We start from the raw sequence: 15,724 nt of genomic DNA on the forward strand, positions 1-15,724 counted from the left end.
TGGTAGTGTGGGGTCTCCCCATGTGAGAGTAGGTCATTTCCAGACGCCTAATACGACAAAGCCCGTTGCTAATGCAACGGGCTTTTTTCGTTTAACCGCTATTGAAATTATCACTCGAAAATGGGGAAATAAAAGTCCGAACGTGGTGAGGCTCAAAACCATGTGGAGGTCGATAAATGTTCCAGACAATATCGACACTTCCGTCATCCTTGGCGGTCGTAGGGGGCAGCGTCTGCGCTTATTATACCAATTGAAGTAAATATATGATCTAATTGGTGCCCCATTATCAATTAGGTATCTATATGTCTGTAGCTGAATTAGAGCACTTAGCAAAAAAAGAAAAACGCAGTCGTATTAAAGTTCGCTATCTTGCCATCTGCCATTTTCTTGAAGGCAAATCACGAACTGAGATTGCAAGGTACCTAAGGGTAGCGAGAGGCAGTGTAAATAAGTGGGTCACCCTCTACTTGACGGACGGAATTGATAGTTTGAAGGATACGCCTAATCCTGGTCGGCCATCTAGATTAACACCGCAACAGCTAGAATCTGTCGCAGCTTTTGTGAAGGAAAGAAGTTCTTCTACTTATGGCGGACGGCTTCAAGCAAAAGACGTTGGTGAGTTTATACACACTCAATTTGGTGTTGAATATGAGGGCAGAAATGTCTATAGGCTGCTTCATCAATTAGGCTTTTCGTGGATAACAAGCCGCTCTAAGCATCCGAAACAAAATGAAGAGGCTCAACGCCTTTTTAAAAACCTTCCTCATGGAAACGATCCTTAACACCCCAGGCCATTTACCGCTTGATAGGATCGATGTGTGGTTCCAAGATGAGGCCAGATTTGGCCAGCAAAACACGACGACTCGAGTTTGGGCGCTAAAAGGCTCAAGACCAAGAGCAATTAAGCAACAACAATTCGAATATGCCTACTTGTTCGGCGCAGTCTGTCCCAGCAACGGTAAAACAGAGGCATTGATCACGCCATGTAGTAACAAAGAAGTCATGATAGAGCACTTGTCATTGATCTCTCAAACAACTCCTTTAGGGCGACATGCAGTCGTTATTATGGATGGAGCAGGCTGGCACCAACTGTCTTTAGCTGACGAGTTTGACAACCTTACCATTATCAAGTTGCCACCGTATTCCCCAGAACTCAATCCTGTCGAGCAAGTATGGCAATGGATGAGACAAAATGAGCTAGCCAACCGTTGTTTTGATGGATATGACGATATAGTGAATCAATGTACTAAAGCATGGAATAGTTTTAGGAGCGAGCGAAGCCGCGTAAAAAGAATATGTGATAGAGATTGGATTAACCTGGTCAGTTAATTAATTAATTCAATTGGTATTAAGCGCAGCTTGATGCTGGAGCTGAACGCGGAGAGCTAGCTCGAAGCTGACCATGACAAGTGCCTAATACTTTTCGTAAAGAGTCATGGATAAGCCACCAGAAGCTATGCCTACTCCCGATGTCGCTCCGCCGCTGAGCAGGCTTCAGCTTAGTGATAAAGAAGCTGAACGCTAGGGATCCAAGACGCTACTCTTCCGTCCTCGTACGTTCCAATTGGGTATAATAAGAGTAGGCGACATGGTCAAAAGTTGTTTTAGGCTGTTGCTATATTCCCTATACCCAGGTGGATCAGCGCGCAATTGACCATGACATTCGAAATAAAGTCGAACGCCTATCGTCTTTTTAGTTTGTGTCGCTTAACCATATGACGCTTGGGCGTTCAGACATCATTTAGTTTTTGATACACAATCTGAATCGCACTGTGATCTTAATGACTAACATGCTACGTAAATAGAGGTATAATGCCGTATGAATTGTCGTTTAGGATGTGGTGCATGCTGTATTGCGCCTTCTATAACCAGCCCAATACCAGGAATGCCTCACGGTAAGCCTGCTGGTGTGCGTTGTATCCAACTCAATGATGATAATCTTTGTCAAATTTTCGGTCAGGCTGAGCGGCCTGAGCTTTGCGCTCGGTTTGCGGCAACGGAAGATGTCTGCGGCAATACAAACGAAGAGGCTCTTTGGCTTATCACTTCATTAGAAGCAGCGACACAATCGTAGAAGGTTATTTATGCAGTTAACTCGTTATACAGATTTTGGTATCCGCACTTTGATGTACCTGGCTTTGTCTCCAGAAAGAGAGCAACTGTTTAGGATAGCTGAAATTACAGAGGTGTTTGATCTCTCACCTAATCATGTATCAAAGATTGTGCATCACTTAGGTAAAGAAGGTTATTTGCATACCATTCGAGGCAAGAGTGGTGGTTTTAGGTTAGGTAAACCAGCTGAAGACATTAATATTGGTCAGTTGGTTAGGGTGTTAGAAAACTCTTTAGCCCCAATTGATTGTAGCAAACCCTATTGTCTTTTTAGTCCCTCATGCCAATTAAAAGGCGTACTAGCCGAAGCTGTCGCGGCTTACCTTGCAGTGTTAGATCGTTACACACTCGCTGATATTGTGAGCAATCGTCAAGAGCTAAAGGCCTTGTTATCTGACGTCTCCATCCCTGTATTAGAATTATAAAGCCGCTAATATATCGGCCTTATCAGGCTCATATTCATTATCTTAAGTGTGTAGAGCTTGTGGTTGATTTCATGTCGGGTTGCTGTGCCAAACGGTAAGGAAGCAACGCCGATGTTGATACTAGGCTAATACCTTCCCGTTGTAGTCTACGCAAATTGTGCTGCAAAAAATGAATCGTTTCCGGGTAAGGGTGTGCAATTGCAACCAAGCTTCCTTGGCTATTAGCTAGTTGGATAAGCTGTTGAAATTGATTTTCTAATGCTCTGTCACTGACATCATTATCGAGAAACAGTTGCCTTCTTAGCAGTGGGATGCCGAGTTTGTTAGCATTATTAGCAGCCTTACTGTAGCGGGTTGTTACACTATCAACAAAGTAGTTATCTTGTTCTTTTAAGCTTTCCATTAGCCATAACATGGGCTTATCCATCTGGGTTAGCAAGCTGCCCATATGATTATTAACCCCTTTTACGTGGGGAACACTGCTAAAAGCGGTGGCTATTGTCTGTTTAAAAGTTCGCTCATCCATATCGTTTGTTAATCCCCCCGGGCCAAGCCTTTTGCCATTGAGTGCCTGCATCGGAATGTGCAGCATGATCTCGTGGCCTTTGTGGTGGGCGGCAATGGCAATTTTTTTGCCTAACGGGGTGTTAGGCAATACTGATAGGGTGATCTCTTTGGGCAGAGATAGTACGGCCTCATCGGTTTGACGATATCCAATATCGTCAATGATGATAGAAACTTGAGCTGCTTTGGCAGAGTTAGCGATAAAGGTAACTAACAATAAAAGTAATAAGCGCACTAGGGTTTTATGCTTTTTAGCTGTTGGTTTTTATCCATGTGACAGCCGAATATATGACTCTGTCCTGAGCAATATCATCATGGGGCGATAACTCAGCGATTATAGGCATACTTTTTATCTCAGTCATAGCATCTGTCGTGATATTTATATCAGGTTCAATACCAATCGTATTGATATCTCTACCTTTTGGGGTTGTGTAATGGCCAATGGTAAGTTTGATAGCATGACCATCGATAAGGGTTGGAATAAGGCTTTGAACCGTGCCTTTACCAAAACTTTTTTTACCGATCAAAATCGCTCGTTGGTTTTCTTGTAGTGCGGCAGCTAAAACCTCAGATGCAGATGCAGAACCTTTATTGATGAGTACTATTATGGGAAGTTTGGAAAACATATTTTGCGGCGAGGCGAAGTAGTCACTATTGGCATCAAAAAATCGTCCTCGAGTCGATACTATGCGGCCTTTAGCTAAAAACAGGTCGGCTATTTTTATCGCTTGATCCAGTAAGCCACCAGGGTTGTTACGCACATCTAAAATTAACCCTCTCATAGGCAGGTCCTGCCATTGGTTGAGCTGGTTAACCATATCGCGAGTAGAATCATCTTGAAAGCTGCTGAGCTTGATGTACCCAATACCCCCATCGAGTAGCGTAGCGCTAACGGAGTTTACGTCAATAATTGAAGGCTTGAGGGTGACGTTGACTAGGTTTTCTGAATTTTGTCGACGTAATGACAAGTGGATAGCCAGATTATGTTTGCTATGGTGTTTTATCTGCCGTAGCACCTTATCTAGTTGCCTGGGATCGATTGCTTGATCATTTACTTTAATTATTTTGTCGCCAGGTAATATGCCAGCCGCCGCAGCTGGAGAATGGGGGAAGGGGCTGATAATGGTGACTTGATCTTCCTCGGTAGCGATTTCGATACCAAAGCCAAAGTATTCCCCACTATTGGCATTTTTTATATCAGAGAAAGCTTCTGCGTCGAGAAAATTAGAATAAGAGTCCAGCGAATTAAATACCCCATCAATAGCTGCCTGTATTAAAGTTTCTTGGGGGATCTTGTCGATATAATAGCTTTCTATGGTACTAATAACGTCGATCAGCAATGGATAATTGAGCTTCGGCTGATGCTGTGCTGTGTGCTCTGTGCCTGATAGGGTGATGGATAAGCCGAGAGTTAATCCTAAGATAACGCAGGCAAAGTAACGAATAAATTTAATCATAAACAACCCTCTATGAAAGGGTTGCTCTTGCTCTAGCGCTTACAGTAGAGTGCCGGATCGATAGCTTGCCCTTTGTGCCTTACCTCAAAGTATAGGCCAGGTTCGGTTTGTCCACCCGAGCGCCCAACTAGGGCTATGGTTTCGCCTTTGTCGACCGTATCACCGGCGTTTTTGAGTAAGGTCTGGGCATGACCATATAGGCTCATATAGCCTTTGCCATGGTCAACGACCATCACCATACCAAAGCCACGTAACCAGTCGGCATAGATCACTTTACCAGGAGCAATAGCACTAACAGATTGCCCTTCTGGAGCGGCTACTATCACCCCTTTCCATTTGACTTCACCCGAACGTTGGCTACCAAAGCCTGAGCGAATGCGGCCTTGGGTAGGCCAGTTGAGCTTATGTTGGCGTGATAACCCTTCCATTACAGGGCTGTCTTTCATCGCCTTTAACGCTTGTTCTACCACACGCTTTAAACTGGCTTCTTCAATTTGTAACTGTTCAAGTTTGGCGCCATGAGAGTTAAGCGTGCGCTGCAGTTGTGTGAGCGTTTGTTGCCGTTGAGCTTGCTCTTGAGTTAGATTTTTGGCTTGCAGCTGTTGTTCGAGCACCAGTTGATTGAGACGGATTTGTTTTTGCTTTTGCTCTGCTTCAACGCTGTCTAATTCGGTGATAGTTTGCTGCAACTTATTGATCGAGTCGATGCGAGCCTTATTCAGGTATTGGTAGTAAGCCAGCAGGCGCTCTATGGTTGCTGGGCTCTGCTGATTAAGTAGCATTTTGGTGTAATCATGATTGCCAGCAAGGTAGGCACTGGCCAACTGATTTGATAGGGTTTGCTGTTGAATTTTTTTCAGTTTATCGAGTGTGACTCGGCGAGATTCTAGCGCTGCGAGTTGTTTATCGGTTGTCGCCAAGGAGGCCTTAGTGTTATTGACCTTTTTAGCCGCATTTGCGATAGCCTGCTCATCTTTTTTTAGCAGTTTGATCAGTTTTTCATGTTGCGAGCTAGTATCTTTGAGCGCCGACTGTTGGCTGCTGATCTGCTGTTGTATTGCCTCTAACTGCGATTGACGCTGTGTCAGATCGGAAGCCTGCACAGTAAAAGACAACATGATAAAGCCAGCAATTATGCTGGCTTTATGAAAACCGTATCGCTTAAGCAATGAATCGTTACTCGCTTAGTTGGTTGTTAGGGTGATGAGAGAGCGTCCTGTCATCTCGGGTGGAACCGTCTGATTCATCAAGGTTAACATGGTTGGTGCTATATCGCTTAATCTTCCGTTGCCGGCGATTGTTGCTGGACGGCCCACATAGATAAATGGCACTAACTCGCTGGTATGTGCGGTATGTGCTTGACCGGTTTGCTCGTCGGTCATCTGTTCGGCATTACCATGGTCGGCAGTAATTAAACACTCGCCATCCACTTTAGCTAAGGCTTCGACCACGCGGCCAATACAAGCATCTACCGCCTCACAGGCCTTAACGGCGGCTTCAAAGTTACCCGTATGCCCTACCATGTCACCATTTGGGTAGTTACAGATAATCACGTCATACTTCGTTGACTCAATAGCTGCGACCAATTTATCGGTTAACTCGGCAGAATTCATCTCTGGCTGTAGATCATAGGTGGCCACTTTAGGTGATTGCACCAAAATACGGTCTTCACCTTCAAATGGTTCCTCTTTTCCGCCATTGAAGAAGAAGGTGACATGAGCATATTTTTCGGTTTCAGAGATACGTAACTGGGTTTTACCGCTGTTTTGTAACACTTCACCTAAGGTATTGACCAAGTCTACCGAAGGGTAAGCGATAGGCGCCTTAATGTCGGCGGCGTATTCAGTCAGGGTGACAAAGTTGACCTTAGGCATGACCTCGCGGGTAAAGCCATCAAAATCAGCATTGATAAAGCTGCGAGTAATTTGGCGGGCACGATCGGCGCGGAAATTCATGAAGATCAATGCATCGTCGTCGTTAAGGGTTGCCACTTGCCCCTGCGCGTCGGTGATCGCCGAACTGGCGACAAACTCATCATTTTCATCACGCGCATAAGCGGCGGCCAAGGCATCGACAGCATCTGCAAACTGGTATTGTGCTTTACCTTGAGTGATCAACTCATAAGCCTGAGAGACTCTATCCCAGCGGTTGTCTCTGTCCATGGCGTAGTAGCGACCAATGATAGAGGCGATACGGCCAGCGCCTAAGGTGTTAAACAGTTCATTGAAATGGGCAAGGCTCGATTTTGCGCTGCGTGGTGGGGTGTCGCGGCCATCGAGAAAAGCATGTAAATAAACATGTTTTGCGCCGCGCTTAACCGCCATCTTACACATGGCTTCGATATGACTTTCGTGGCTGTGCACACCACCTGGTGATAATAGCCCCATGATATGCACCGCCCCATTGGCCGCGATAGCTTTATCTACGGCTTCGACGAGGGCTGGGTTGGTGTCAAACTTACCGTCTTCGATAGCCTTGCCGATACGGGTCAATTCTTGATAAACCACACGGCCAGAGCCGATATTGATATGGCCCACTTCCGAGTTACCCATTTGGCCATCGGGTAGCCCGACATCTAGGCCTGAGCCTGAAATTAAGCTGTTTGGATATTGCTGATAAAGTCTGTCGAGCACTGGAGTGTTGGCGTGATAAACCGCATTGTTATGGGTGTCTTCACGATAACCCCAGCCATCAAGGATCAGCAGTGCCAGAGGGCGTTTGCGTGTCGTCATGGTGGTACCTTTAAGTTTAAGAAACAAAGATTACAATCCGAAATTGGTTAAATATTACTACGTACGCAGGCGATCAAAAAGCGATTTACTCCGATAAGGGTTATCGAACACTTGGTAAAGGGCGCGTTTGTCGCTGTCTGCCCGCCCATCATGGGTTAACAACTTGCTGCAATCTGCAGTGACAATCGGTTATACTCTTGGCCCTGACAGAACCTCAAGCCACAGAAGTAGGCCGTAAACTATGCAAGAATATATCGAATTTTTAAAAGCCAATCCTATGCTTAGCCTTGCTTGGATTGGTTTACTTGTTGCGCTTTTAGTGAGCGTTTTTAAGTCTAGTTTTTCTAAAGTGAAAACCGTTGATCATCAACAAGCAACCTTATTAATCAATAAGCAAAATGCCAAAGTTGTCGACGTGCGCTCTAAAGAAGAGTTCAAAAAAGGTCATATTGTTGATGCAGTTAACATCCCGTTAGCTGAAATTAAAAATAATCAGTTAAGTGCACTTGAAAACGCTAAAGCCAGTCCCATTATATTAATATGCAACGCAGGAATGACCTCGTCGCAAGCGGCTCAGTTGATGATAAAAGCAGGTTTTGAGTCTGTGTATAATCTCAAAGGTGGTATGAGCGAATGGCAACAAAGTAATTTACCCGTTGTCAAAAGTAAGCGATAAACCCCATGCAAGATTTGCTTTTTTAAAGCAACTTTGATTAGAGTGTCATCTCTTAAAAAAATGGCCTGAGGGATCACCGAGTAATGCCTCAGGGAAAACGAAAACCGGGATGGTGGCTGAGGTCTTATTGGGACTCGAGTAACAAAAGCCCTAAAGATGATTCTTCCGTTTGGAAAATCACATCAATTGATTAGGTAGGAAATTATGGCTGAAGTAGCAAACAACGAACAACAGGGTCCACAGTTCAACATTCAACGTGTTTACACTAAAGATATCTCTTTTGAAACTCCAAACAGCCCAGCTGTTTTCCAAAAAGAGTGGAGCCCTGAAGTTAAGCTAGATCTAGATACTCGCAGCGCTAAATTGGCTGACGACGTTTATGAAGTGGTACTTTCGCTAACCGTTACCGCTAAAAACGGTGAAGAAACCGCTTTCTTATGTGAAGTGCAGCAAGCGGGTATTTTTGCTATCAGCGGCCTGACAGAGCAGCAGCTGGCTCACTCTCTAGGTGCATACTGCCCTAACGTACTATTTCCATACGCGCGTGAAACCGTTGGCAGCCTAGTGGCTCGTGGTACTTTCCCACAGCTAAACCTAGCACCAGTTAACTTTGATGCGCTATTTGCACAATATGTGCAACAGCGTCAAGCCGCTGCAGAAGCCGCTCCTGAAGCAGCAGAAGAAGCGAACGCTTAATCACGCATGAAAAATACTGCCGATATTACGGTACTGGGGGCGGGCTCTTATGGCACCGCCCTTGCTATTTCTTTAGCCAGTAACGGTCATAAAACATTGCTTTGGGGTCATGATCCTGAACATATAGAAAACCTTAAGCGCGATCGCGCCAATGAAGCGTTTTTGCCCGGTATTGCATTACCCGATTTACTCATTCCCGAGTCTGATTTAGCCACGGCGTTAGCCGCGTCTAACAATGTGTTAGTGGTTGTTCCAAGCCATGTATTTGGTCAAGTGTTGAAGCAGGCTAAACCTTTACTGCGCCATGATGCGCGTATTGTTTGGGCGACTAAAGGCTTAGAGCCTGAAACTGGCCGCTTGCTACAAGAAGTCGCACGTGAAGTCTTGGGTGAGCAATATCCGCTGGCAGTGTTGTCTGGGCCTACATTTGCTAAAGAGCTCGCTGCGGGCATGCCTACAGCCATTTCAGTGGCGGGCACAGATGACACCTTTACTAACGATCTGGTCGAACTGCTTCACAGCCCGAGTCGTTTGCGTGTCTATGCCAACGATGACTTTATCGGGTTGCAGTTGGGGGGGGCGGTTAAAAACGTGATCGCCATCAGCGCTGGTATGTCTGACGGTATCGGTTTTGGTGCCAACGCCCGAACCGCGCTTATTACGCGCGGGCTTGTTGAGCTCACGCGCCTAGGCGAAGCCATAGGGGCCCAAGGTTCAACCTTTATGGGGATGGCGGGCCTTGGTGACTTAGTGTTGACCTGTACCGATAACCAGTCGCGTAATCGTCGCTTTGGCTTGGCATTAGGCCAAGGTAAAGATGTCGACACGGCGCAAGCTGAGATTGGCCAAGTGGTTGAAGGCTACCGCAATACGAAAGAGGTCTACACCTTAGCGAAACGCTTAGGGGTTGAAATGCCAATCACCGAGCAAGTCTATCGCGTCTTGTATCAGGGTGGCACTCCTCACGAAGCGGCAAAAGCTTTGCTGGGTAGAGAGAAAAAATCAGAGACGGCAGAAAGCGATTAAAGCCTAGGCTGTGTGATACTAAATAATAAAAGGGTGCTAAAATAGCGCCCTTTTTTATGCAGTAAGTATTTACCCCCGAAACGCATGGATGGCCGTGAAGGGAGTGATGATGGGGCAAAAATGATTCATACATTTTTGCCATTTATGCCCCATGCAACTCGTAACCATGACTCAAAGTAAGAGGTAATCTAAGTGGAACATCATGATGTGATCATTATCGGCGCAGGCGCAGCGGGGCTTATGTGTGCGGCTACTGCAGGATATCGAGGTCGTGATGTCTTAGTTATCGATAATGCTAAGCAGGCGGGACGTAAAATTCTGATCAGTGGCGGTGGGCGCTGCAATTTCACCAATCAAAAGGTTGAGCCCGCTAACTTTATCTGCCGAAATCCACATTTTGTAAAATCGGCATTGGCTCGCTATCGCTCGCAAGACTTTATTGAGCTAGTTGAACGTCATGGCATTGAATACCATGAGCGCGATCATGGTCAGCTATTTTGCAACGATTCGGCTAAAGAGATAGTCACCATGCTACTGACCGAGTGTGAATGGGCCGGCGCGCGCATCCAGCTGCGTACCGACATCATCTCTGTAAGCAAAAATGACAGCGGCCTATTTGTATTACACACCTCTAAAGGCGAATACAGTTGTGACTCGTTAGTCGTGGCCACCGGCGGATTGTCTATGCCTAAATTGGGCGCGACGCCATTGGGTTATCAGCTGGCCGAACAGTTTGGCCTTAAAGTACTCCCTACCTGCGCAGGGTTGGTGCCTTTTACTTGGCACAGTGAGCAAAAGCAAAAGTTTGAGCCATTATCTGGCATCGCAGTGCCATCTACCATCACCGCTCAGGATGGCACACAATTTAGTGAAGCGTTGCTGTTTACCCATCGGGGGCTTTCAGGGCCTGCAGTGCTGCAAATATCGAATTACTGGAGGCCGGGCGAAACCATTTCTATCAATCTGTTACCGCACATGGATGCGGCGCAGGGTTTGTCTGAGGCCCTCGAGCTGCACCCGAAACAAAGTCTGCGCAATACCTTAAGCCAGTGGTTACCTAAACGTCTGATCGAGGTGTTATTCGATGAGGCGTTACTCAATATGGCACTAAATCAATTGGTGCATGCTCAGCGTGATAAAGTGGTTGCCGACTTGCATCGCTGGGAATTGTTGATGAACGGGACCGAAGGTTACCGCACGGCAGAAGTGACCCTTGGCGGTGTCGATACCGACGAGTTATCGTCTAAAGATATGCAAAGTAAAAAGGTCGCAGGGTTATTTTTTGTCGGTGAAGTCATGGACGTCAGCGGCTGGCTCGGTGGGTTTAATTTCCAGTGGGCATGGTCATCTGGGGTGGCCGCCGGTCTTGCGGTGTAATGGTATTTTGGGTGATATCAGCTGGTAGCTAGGCCTGCGACTAAGGCCTAGCGGTATTGGAACATTTAGCGGTTTAAAAGGGGCAAGGGCATTGACCATGGCAGGGTTCGCCACGAGTTGGATGCTCAAAATACAGGTCACTGGCGTGTAATTGTAAGCGCTCTGCCAGTTGTTCACTTTGGTTGCTGTTATACAGATCGCACCCAAGAATGGGGTGGCCCATGGTCAAGCTGTGTATTCGCAGTTGGTGCGTACGGCCAGTAACTGGGGTAAATTGCACTAAGGTGCGACAGGGCTGCTCAAGGCGCTGTAAGACAATGTATTCACTGATGGCCGCCTTGCCTGTGGTGGAGCAAATTTTGACTCGTGGAAAGTAGTTCCTATCTTTTGCTATTGGCGCGGTGATCTGGCCATTATCATCTGTAACCCAACCTTGTAGTAGTGCCATGTAGCGCTTGTGAATGGTGTGCGCTTGAAACTGTTTATTGAGGTGTCGGGTCGACTCTGCATGCAGCCCCACAACCATGATGCCTGACGTGCCAAAGTCTAATCTATGTGGCAATTTGGCCTCAGGAAATGCCGGGCTGACTCCTGCTTGACCATGGACTAAGCGGTAGTGTACTGAATCTTGGTTAAGAGGGTGCTTGCCTGACAAACTCAGTAAACCACTGGGCTTATTGATCAATAAGATATCATCGTCTTGATATAAAATCGTGACCACATCATCGCACTTAGGGGCGATAAAATCGTCAACGCGGGTATCAGTCGGCGAGCCGATATTGGGCATGGGACGTTCCTGTGATTGATATAGATATTGCCTGCTTATTATGCTCGAGCCTGCGTTGCATCACGATAATCATCTTGTATTATACGCGGCTATCTTGCTGGCAGCGGTGGACAAGGGCGCTAGTTTACACGGTTTCTCACTCCAAATTGTCTCAGGTACCATTTAAATTGATTTTAAGGTGATTGCCATCGGGTAATATGGGGGCTGATTGTTGTTTTATTTGCACTTTTTTATCTCTAACTTTGAATGATAGCGCATCTGCTACACTGTTAAATTGAGGCTATCCATTTGAATAGTCTACTGGTGAAGGCTAGGTGAAAGTATGGAAGCGCTTTCTGTTGTGCTAGTGGTAGATGATGTAAAAACGAATGTGCTCATCATGAGGCAATGTTTAAAAGGACAGCATCAAGTGTGGGCCGCGGCAAGTGGCAAAGAGTGTTTAGCTTTGGCTAAGCAACAGCCGGACTTGATCTTGTTAGCGACAGACATGCCCGATATGAATGGTTATGAGGTGTGTCAGCAGTTGAAGATGGATACCGAGACGGCGCACATTCCGGTTATTCTCGTTACCGCTAAAGATGCCAATGACGACGAGCAAAAAGGCCTTGCATTGGGCGCTGTCGACTACATTACTAAACCCATCCGCCCCGCGATTGTACGTGCTCGGGTTGCGACTCATCTGCAATTAAAATCTCACCGCAGTAAATTACAATTTATGGCGCTGCACGATCAATTGACCGGACTCTACAATCGTCACTTTTTGGCCGAATGGGCCGCTCAACATTTATCGAGTATGGCTCGCCATCAAACTGAGCTGTCAGTGGTGATGTTAGATTTGGATGATTTCAAAAAAATTAATGACTTTAATGGTCACCATGTTGGCGACAAAATCTTGCAGGCTGTGTCTAAGTGTCTACAAGACAGCTTTCGCAAGGAGGACATGGTGGCACGGATAGGGGGGGAAGAGTTTATTATTTTGATGGAATCAGGCATGACGGAGGCTCGTGAGAAAGCAGAAGGTGTTCGCCAACGTCTACAGCAGTTAAAACCTATGGGAATTACTGTGACGGGGAGCTTTGGTTTATTGGTCGCCAATGCGCAAATGACCGACTTTTCTCACCTATTGGTATTAGCCGAAGAGGCCGTGTATAAAGCCAAGGCCGATGGGCGTAACTGCCTCGTTTATTATGATAACGGGCAATACATTACCGTCGGGTAAGGAGTTTAGCGTATTGGATTCAGGTGCTAGCATTCGGAGTCTCAATTTGATGCAATAGATGCCAAGGGCTACCTAAAATATGTTATTTTAGCTGGTAAACGAGAGTGGTTAGCATTCTCTCAATAGACTGCGCTAAAAGAGGAAAGTGTAATGGCAATAGCAAAAATTGGCATAGTGACCGTAAGTGACCGAGCGAGTGCGGGCGTGTATGAAGATATTTCTGGTAAGGCCATTATTGAGGTGCTAAACCAATACCTGACCTCTGAGTGGGAACCGGTTTATGAGGTGATCCCCGACGAGCAGGATGTGATTGAAGCGACCCTAATTAAGATGGCCGATGAGCAAAATTGTAGCCTTATCGTCACCACTGGCGGTACTGGCCCAGCAAAGCGCGATGTGACGCCAGAAGCCACCGAAGCTGTGTGTGATCGCATGATGCCAGGCTTTGGTGAGTTGATGCGCGCCGAATCATTAAAATTTGTGCCCACCGCGATTTTATCGCGTCAAACCGCCGGCCTGCGCGGTGATTCATTGATAGTTAATTTACCCGGCAAGCCAAAATCGATTCGTGAATGTCTCGATGCGGTATTCCCCGCTATCCCTTATTGTATCGATTTGATGGACGGGCCTTTCTTAGAGTGTGATGAAACTGTGATTAAGCCATTTAGACCCAAAGCCAAATAAGCCATATCGGTCGTCCCTCCCACAGAGGTAAAAAGAGCGCATATTAGGCGCTCTTTTTAATTACTCTGTATTTTTCATTCCACGTATCCTTACCTATTAAAAAATATAATTTTTTATTTATAAGCTTATATTTCATAGGGTTGTTTTATAGTTTTTTATAATGTTTTTGGCCAATCTTGTGATTTAAGCTTATTTAATTATCAACTGTGGGCTTATTCTGTTGTGCCAAAGTTAGCCACACTTGTATGTGGCTTGGCATTGAAAAAACATATTAAGGTAAGCAATGAAATTTCTTTCTTCAATAACGATTAGGCATAAATTAATGGCGGCCATGGCGGTGTTTTGCCTCTCAGGCTTCATTATTATTGTAACAGTATTGGTCAGTACTGACATAGTTGAGGATAGGTTTGTTGAATATGATCAGGCGGGTGTTAATGGGCAAAAATATATTCTGTCTATTAATCGAGATATGAATTACTGTTCACGGCTCACTAGAAATATCATGTTGGGTGACGATTATGACAAAAACTTTACCTTATTAGAGCAGCGCGTTAAGACGATTTATACTCATTTTGATAACCTCGATATGGCCATCAATTTGATTACAGATGCCAAGGTAAAAGCGGATTTACTCCGCCTTAGCCAAGAGTCAAAAGTGACGACCCAAGACTTTCTGGAAGATAGTAAGGGACGCATGGCCGCCTTAGGTAATCAACAGCGCTCGCCACAAATGCTGCAACAAGCGTGGACCGAATATAGTCAACAATCCTCTCCGTTTGCGAATAAAGCTCGAATCAGCTTTAACGCGTTAATTAAAGCAGAGCAACAAGCTCGAGCAGATATACAAGATAGCGCTATTGATGCTATGTCATCAATGAAGCGTGAGTTGGTGTTGATAAGCGCTGCGTCAGTATTGCTGGTGGGGTTATTATTATTTTTGGTGACGCGCTCGATTATGTTGGGCGTCAATGCGTTGCAATTGTCGATTAATCAAATTGAGCAAGATGCAGATTTAACGCAACGAATAACCATAGTGGCGAATGATGAGTTGGGGCGCGTATCGGGTTCGTTCAACGTAATGTTGGATAAGTTTCAAAGCAGTATTCAAGGTGTTTTCGACACCGCCACTCAATTAACTTCATCGGCAAATAAAGTGGCCAGCGTGACGGCTCATGCCGCCGAGTCGGTGCAAACACAGCGTCACGAGCTCGACATGGTATCGACGGCTATGAATGAGATGACAGCGACAGTCGTTGAAGTGGCTAAAAATGCAAATGAGGCCGCCGATGCCGCGAATCAAACCGATCGTCAATCTCAAACCGGCTTAGTGGTCGTTAATGAAACGGTAAAGAGTATCGAAGGCTTTGCTTATGAAATTAAGCGTGCCGCAGAGGTGATTAATGCCGTAGAGGCTGACAGTAATGAGATCGGCTCGATTTTGGGGGTGATTAAAGATATTGCCGAGCAAACCAATTTACTGGCACTTAATGCTGCGATTGAAGCGGCTCGTGCTGGAGAGCAAGGCCGAGGTTTTGCCGTAGTTGCTGATGAGGTCAGAACATTAGCGAGTCGGACTCAGGCGTCAACCGAACAGATTCAAATGATGATTGATAAGCTGCAAGGGGGAGCCAAAGAGGCGGTTGAAGTGATGATGCAAAGCAGTCGTGATGCCGATAACTGTGTCAATCATGCAAATTCAACTGGTGAAGCGCTGCAAGTTATTGCCGCCGCTGTTGCAACGATAACGGATATGAATGCCCAAATTGCCGCCGCTGCAGAAGAGCAAAGTGCTGTATCGGAAGAGATTAATAACAATATCGTTAATATTAGTCATGCAGCAGAAGCGACGGCCGAAGGGGCGAAAACCACTTCAAATGAAAGCGAAAACTTGGCTAGGATGGCGCACCAACTTTCACAATTAGTACAAGCCTTTAAAATATGAGGCATCATAAGTGTGAGACTTTTTCGT

The 15,724-nt window shown here is 45.9% G+C and carries 16 protein-coding genes; 11 read left to right on the plus strand and 5 right to left on the minus strand.

The annotated features are described in order from the left end of the window. The 4 genes from DVO77_RS19150 to DVO77_RS17980 all read left to right on the plus strand — a co-directional run. The coding region (locus tag DVO77_RS19150) for a hypothetical protein (protein ID WP_211328832.1) at nucleotides 1-259 on the plus strand (259 nt) is incomplete at its 5' end. Nucleotides 260-302: 43 nt separating this feature from the next. After that, a protein-coding gene (locus tag DVO77_RS17970) for an IS630 family transposase (protein WP_119979270.1) occupies nucleotides 303-1,329 on the plus strand; the annotation gives its coding sequence in 2 pieces (ribosomal slippage) (nucleotides 303-758 and nucleotides 760-1,329; 1,026 coding nt in all). 490 nt (nucleotides 1,330-1,819) lie between these two features. Continuing rightward, nucleotides 1,820-2,074: a YkgJ family cysteine cluster protein gene (locus DVO77_RS17975; RefSeq protein ID WP_110456886.1), complete on the plus strand. Its 255-nt coding sequence runs from the start codon at nucleotides 1,820-1,822 to the stop codon at nucleotides 2,072-2,074. Nucleotides 2,075-2,084: 10 nt separating this feature from the next. Then, nucleotides 2,085-2,537 (plus strand): Rrf2 family transcriptional regulator, encoded by a 453-nt coding sequence (locus tag DVO77_RS17980; RefSeq protein ID WP_110456885.1) that lies wholly within the window; start codon nucleotides 2,085-2,087, stop codon nucleotides 2,535-2,537. Between the two features lie 37 nt (nucleotides 2,538-2,574). On the opposite strand, the gene DVO77_RS17985 is transcribed toward DVO77_RS17980, so the two are convergent. The 4 genes from DVO77_RS17985 to gpmM all read right to left on the minus strand — a co-directional run bounded on the left by DVO77_RS17985 (nucleotide 2,575) and on the right by gpmM (nucleotide 7,290). Continuing rightward, a complete protein-coding gene (locus tag DVO77_RS17985; protein ID WP_119979271.1) occupies nucleotides 2,575-3,336 on the minus strand; it encodes a divergent polysaccharide deacetylase family protein in 762 nt (253 codons plus the stop codon). A 16-nt stretch (nucleotides 3,337-3,352) separates the two neighbouring features. Then, nucleotides 3,353-4,558 (minus strand): S41 family peptidase, encoded by a 1,206-nt coding sequence (locus DVO77_RS17990; protein WP_119979272.1) that lies wholly within the window; start codon nucleotides 4,556-4,558, stop codon nucleotides 3,353-3,355. A gap of 32 nt (nucleotides 4,559-4,590) precedes the next feature. Further along, nucleotides 4,591-5,676 carry a murein hydrolase activator EnvC family protein gene (locus DVO77_RS17995; RefSeq protein WP_110456893.1) on the minus strand — a complete coding sequence of 362 codons (1,086 nt, stop codon included), beginning with the start codon at nucleotides 5,674-5,676 and terminating at the stop codon, nucleotides 4,591-4,593. A gap of 66 nt (nucleotides 5,677-5,742) precedes the next feature. Next, the gene (gpmM, locus tag DVO77_RS18000) at nucleotides 5,743-7,290 is read right to left on the minus strand and encodes a 2,3-bisphosphoglycerate-independent phosphoglycerate mutase (protein WP_119979273.1); all 1,548 of its coding nucleotides are present in this window, start codon (nucleotides 7,288-7,290) and stop codon (nucleotides 5,743-5,745) included. A gap of 241 nt (nucleotides 7,291-7,531) precedes the next feature. Between gpmM and DVO77_RS18005 the strand changes: the two genes are divergently transcribed. The 4 genes from DVO77_RS18005 (at nucleotide 7,532) to DVO77_RS18020 (ending at nucleotide 11,065) form a co-directional block, all read left to right on the plus strand. Then, nucleotides 7,532-7,966 carry a rhodanese-like domain-containing protein gene (locus tag DVO77_RS18005; RefSeq protein ID WP_110456881.1) on the plus strand — a complete coding sequence of 145 codons (435 nt, stop codon included), beginning with the start codon at nucleotides 7,532-7,534 and terminating at the stop codon, nucleotides 7,964-7,966. 204 nt (nucleotides 7,967-8,170) lie between these two features. After that, entirely contained in the window at nucleotides 8,171-8,662 is a 492-nt protein-coding gene (secB, locus tag DVO77_RS18010) for a protein-export chaperone SecB (protein ID WP_110456880.1), read from the plus strand. A gap of 6 nt (nucleotides 8,663-8,668) precedes the next feature. Beyond that, the gene (gpsA, locus tag DVO77_RS18015) at nucleotides 8,669-9,688 is read left to right on the plus strand and encodes an NAD(P)H-dependent glycerol-3-phosphate dehydrogenase (RefSeq protein WP_119979274.1); all 1,020 of its coding nucleotides are present in this window, start codon (nucleotides 8,669-8,671) and stop codon (nucleotides 9,686-9,688) included. A 192-nt stretch (nucleotides 9,689-9,880) separates the two neighbouring features. After that, entirely contained in the window at nucleotides 9,881-11,065 is a 1,185-nt protein-coding gene (locus tag DVO77_RS18020; RefSeq protein WP_110456878.1) for a BaiN/RdsA family NAD(P)/FAD-dependent oxidoreductase, read from the plus strand. A 73-nt stretch (nucleotides 11,066-11,138) separates the two neighbouring features. On the opposite strand, the gene DVO77_RS18025 is transcribed toward DVO77_RS18020, so the two are convergent. Further along, the gene (locus tag DVO77_RS18025; RefSeq protein WP_119979275.1) at nucleotides 11,139-11,852 is read right to left on the minus strand and encodes an RluA family pseudouridine synthase; all 714 of its coding nucleotides are present in this window, start codon (nucleotides 11,850-11,852) and stop codon (nucleotides 11,139-11,141) included. A 322-nt stretch (nucleotides 11,853-12,174) separates the two neighbouring features. On the opposite strand from DVO77_RS18025, the gene DVO77_RS18030 reads away from it, so the two are divergent. The 3 genes from DVO77_RS18030 to DVO77_RS18040 all read left to right on the plus strand — a co-directional run bounded on the left by DVO77_RS18030 (nucleotide 12,175) and on the right by DVO77_RS18040 (nucleotide 15,697). Further along, entirely contained in the window at nucleotides 12,175-13,071 is an 897-nt protein-coding gene (locus DVO77_RS18030) for a GGDEF domain-containing response regulator (protein ID WP_110456865.1), read from the plus strand. 150 nt (nucleotides 13,072-13,221) lie between these two features. Continuing rightward, the gene (gene mog, locus DVO77_RS18035) at nucleotides 13,222-13,755 is read left to right on the plus strand and encodes a molybdopterin adenylyltransferase (protein WP_110456864.1); all 534 of its coding nucleotides are present in this window, start codon (nucleotides 13,222-13,224) and stop codon (nucleotides 13,753-13,755) included. Nucleotides 13,756-14,038: 283 nt separating this feature from the next. Further along, nucleotides 14,039-15,697, plus strand: a complete 1,659-nt coding sequence (locus tag DVO77_RS18040; protein WP_119979276.1) for a methyl-accepting chemotaxis protein — start codon at nucleotides 14,039-14,041, stop codon at nucleotides 15,695-15,697. Nucleotides 15,698-15,724 lie beyond the last annotated feature (27 nt).

This window comes from Shewanella algidipiscicola (assembly GCF_003605125.1).
Lineage (GTDB): Bacteria > Pseudomonadota > Gammaproteobacteria > Enterobacterales > Shewanellaceae > Shewanella > Shewanella algidipiscicola.

Bases quoted from the DNA above. Each gene is read 5' to 3' on its own strand.
- gpmM (WP_119979273.1), bottom strand. From the start codon at position 7,290: ATGACGACACGCAAACGCCCTCTGGCACTGCTGATCCTTGATGGCTGG.
- DVO77_RS18005 (WP_110456881.1), top strand. From the start codon at position 7,532: ATGCAAGAATATATCGAATTTTTAAAAGCCAATCCTATGCTTAGCCTT.
- DVO77_RS17995 (WP_110456893.1), bottom strand. From the start codon at position 5,676: ATGTTGTCTTTTACTGTGCAGGCTTCCGATCTGACACAGCGTCAATCG.
- mog (WP_110456864.1), top strand. From the start codon at position 13,222: ATGGCAATAGCAAAAATTGGCATAGTGACCGTAAGTGACCGAGCGAGT.
- DVO77_RS18030 (WP_110456865.1), top strand. From the start codon at position 12,175: ATGGAAGCGCTTTCTGTTGTGCTAGTGGTAGATGATGTAAAAACGAAT.
- DVO77_RS18040 (WP_119979276.1), top strand. From the start codon at position 14,039: ATGAAATTTCTTTCTTCAATAACGATTAGGCATAAATTAATGGCGGCC.
- DVO77_RS17990 (WP_119979272.1), bottom strand. From the start codon at position 4,558: ATGATTAAATTTATTCGTTACTTTGCCTGCGTTATCTTAGGATTAACT.
- secB (WP_110456880.1), top strand. From the start codon at position 8,171: ATGGCTGAAGTAGCAAACAACGAACAACAGGGTCCACAGTTCAACATT.
- DVO77_RS17975 (WP_110456886.1), top strand. From the start codon at position 1,820: ATGAATTGTCGTTTAGGATGTGGTGCATGCTGTATTGCGCCTTCTATA.
- DVO77_RS18025 (WP_119979275.1), bottom strand. From the start codon at position 11,852: ATGCCCAATATCGGCTCGCCGACTGATACCCGCGTTGACGATTTTATC.
- gpsA (WP_119979274.1), top strand. From the start codon at position 8,669: ATGAAAAATACTGCCGATATTACGGTACTGGGGGCGGGCTCTTATGGC.
- DVO77_RS17980 (WP_110456885.1), top strand. From the start codon at position 2,085: ATGCAGTTAACTCGTTATACAGATTTTGGTATCCGCACTTTGATGTAC.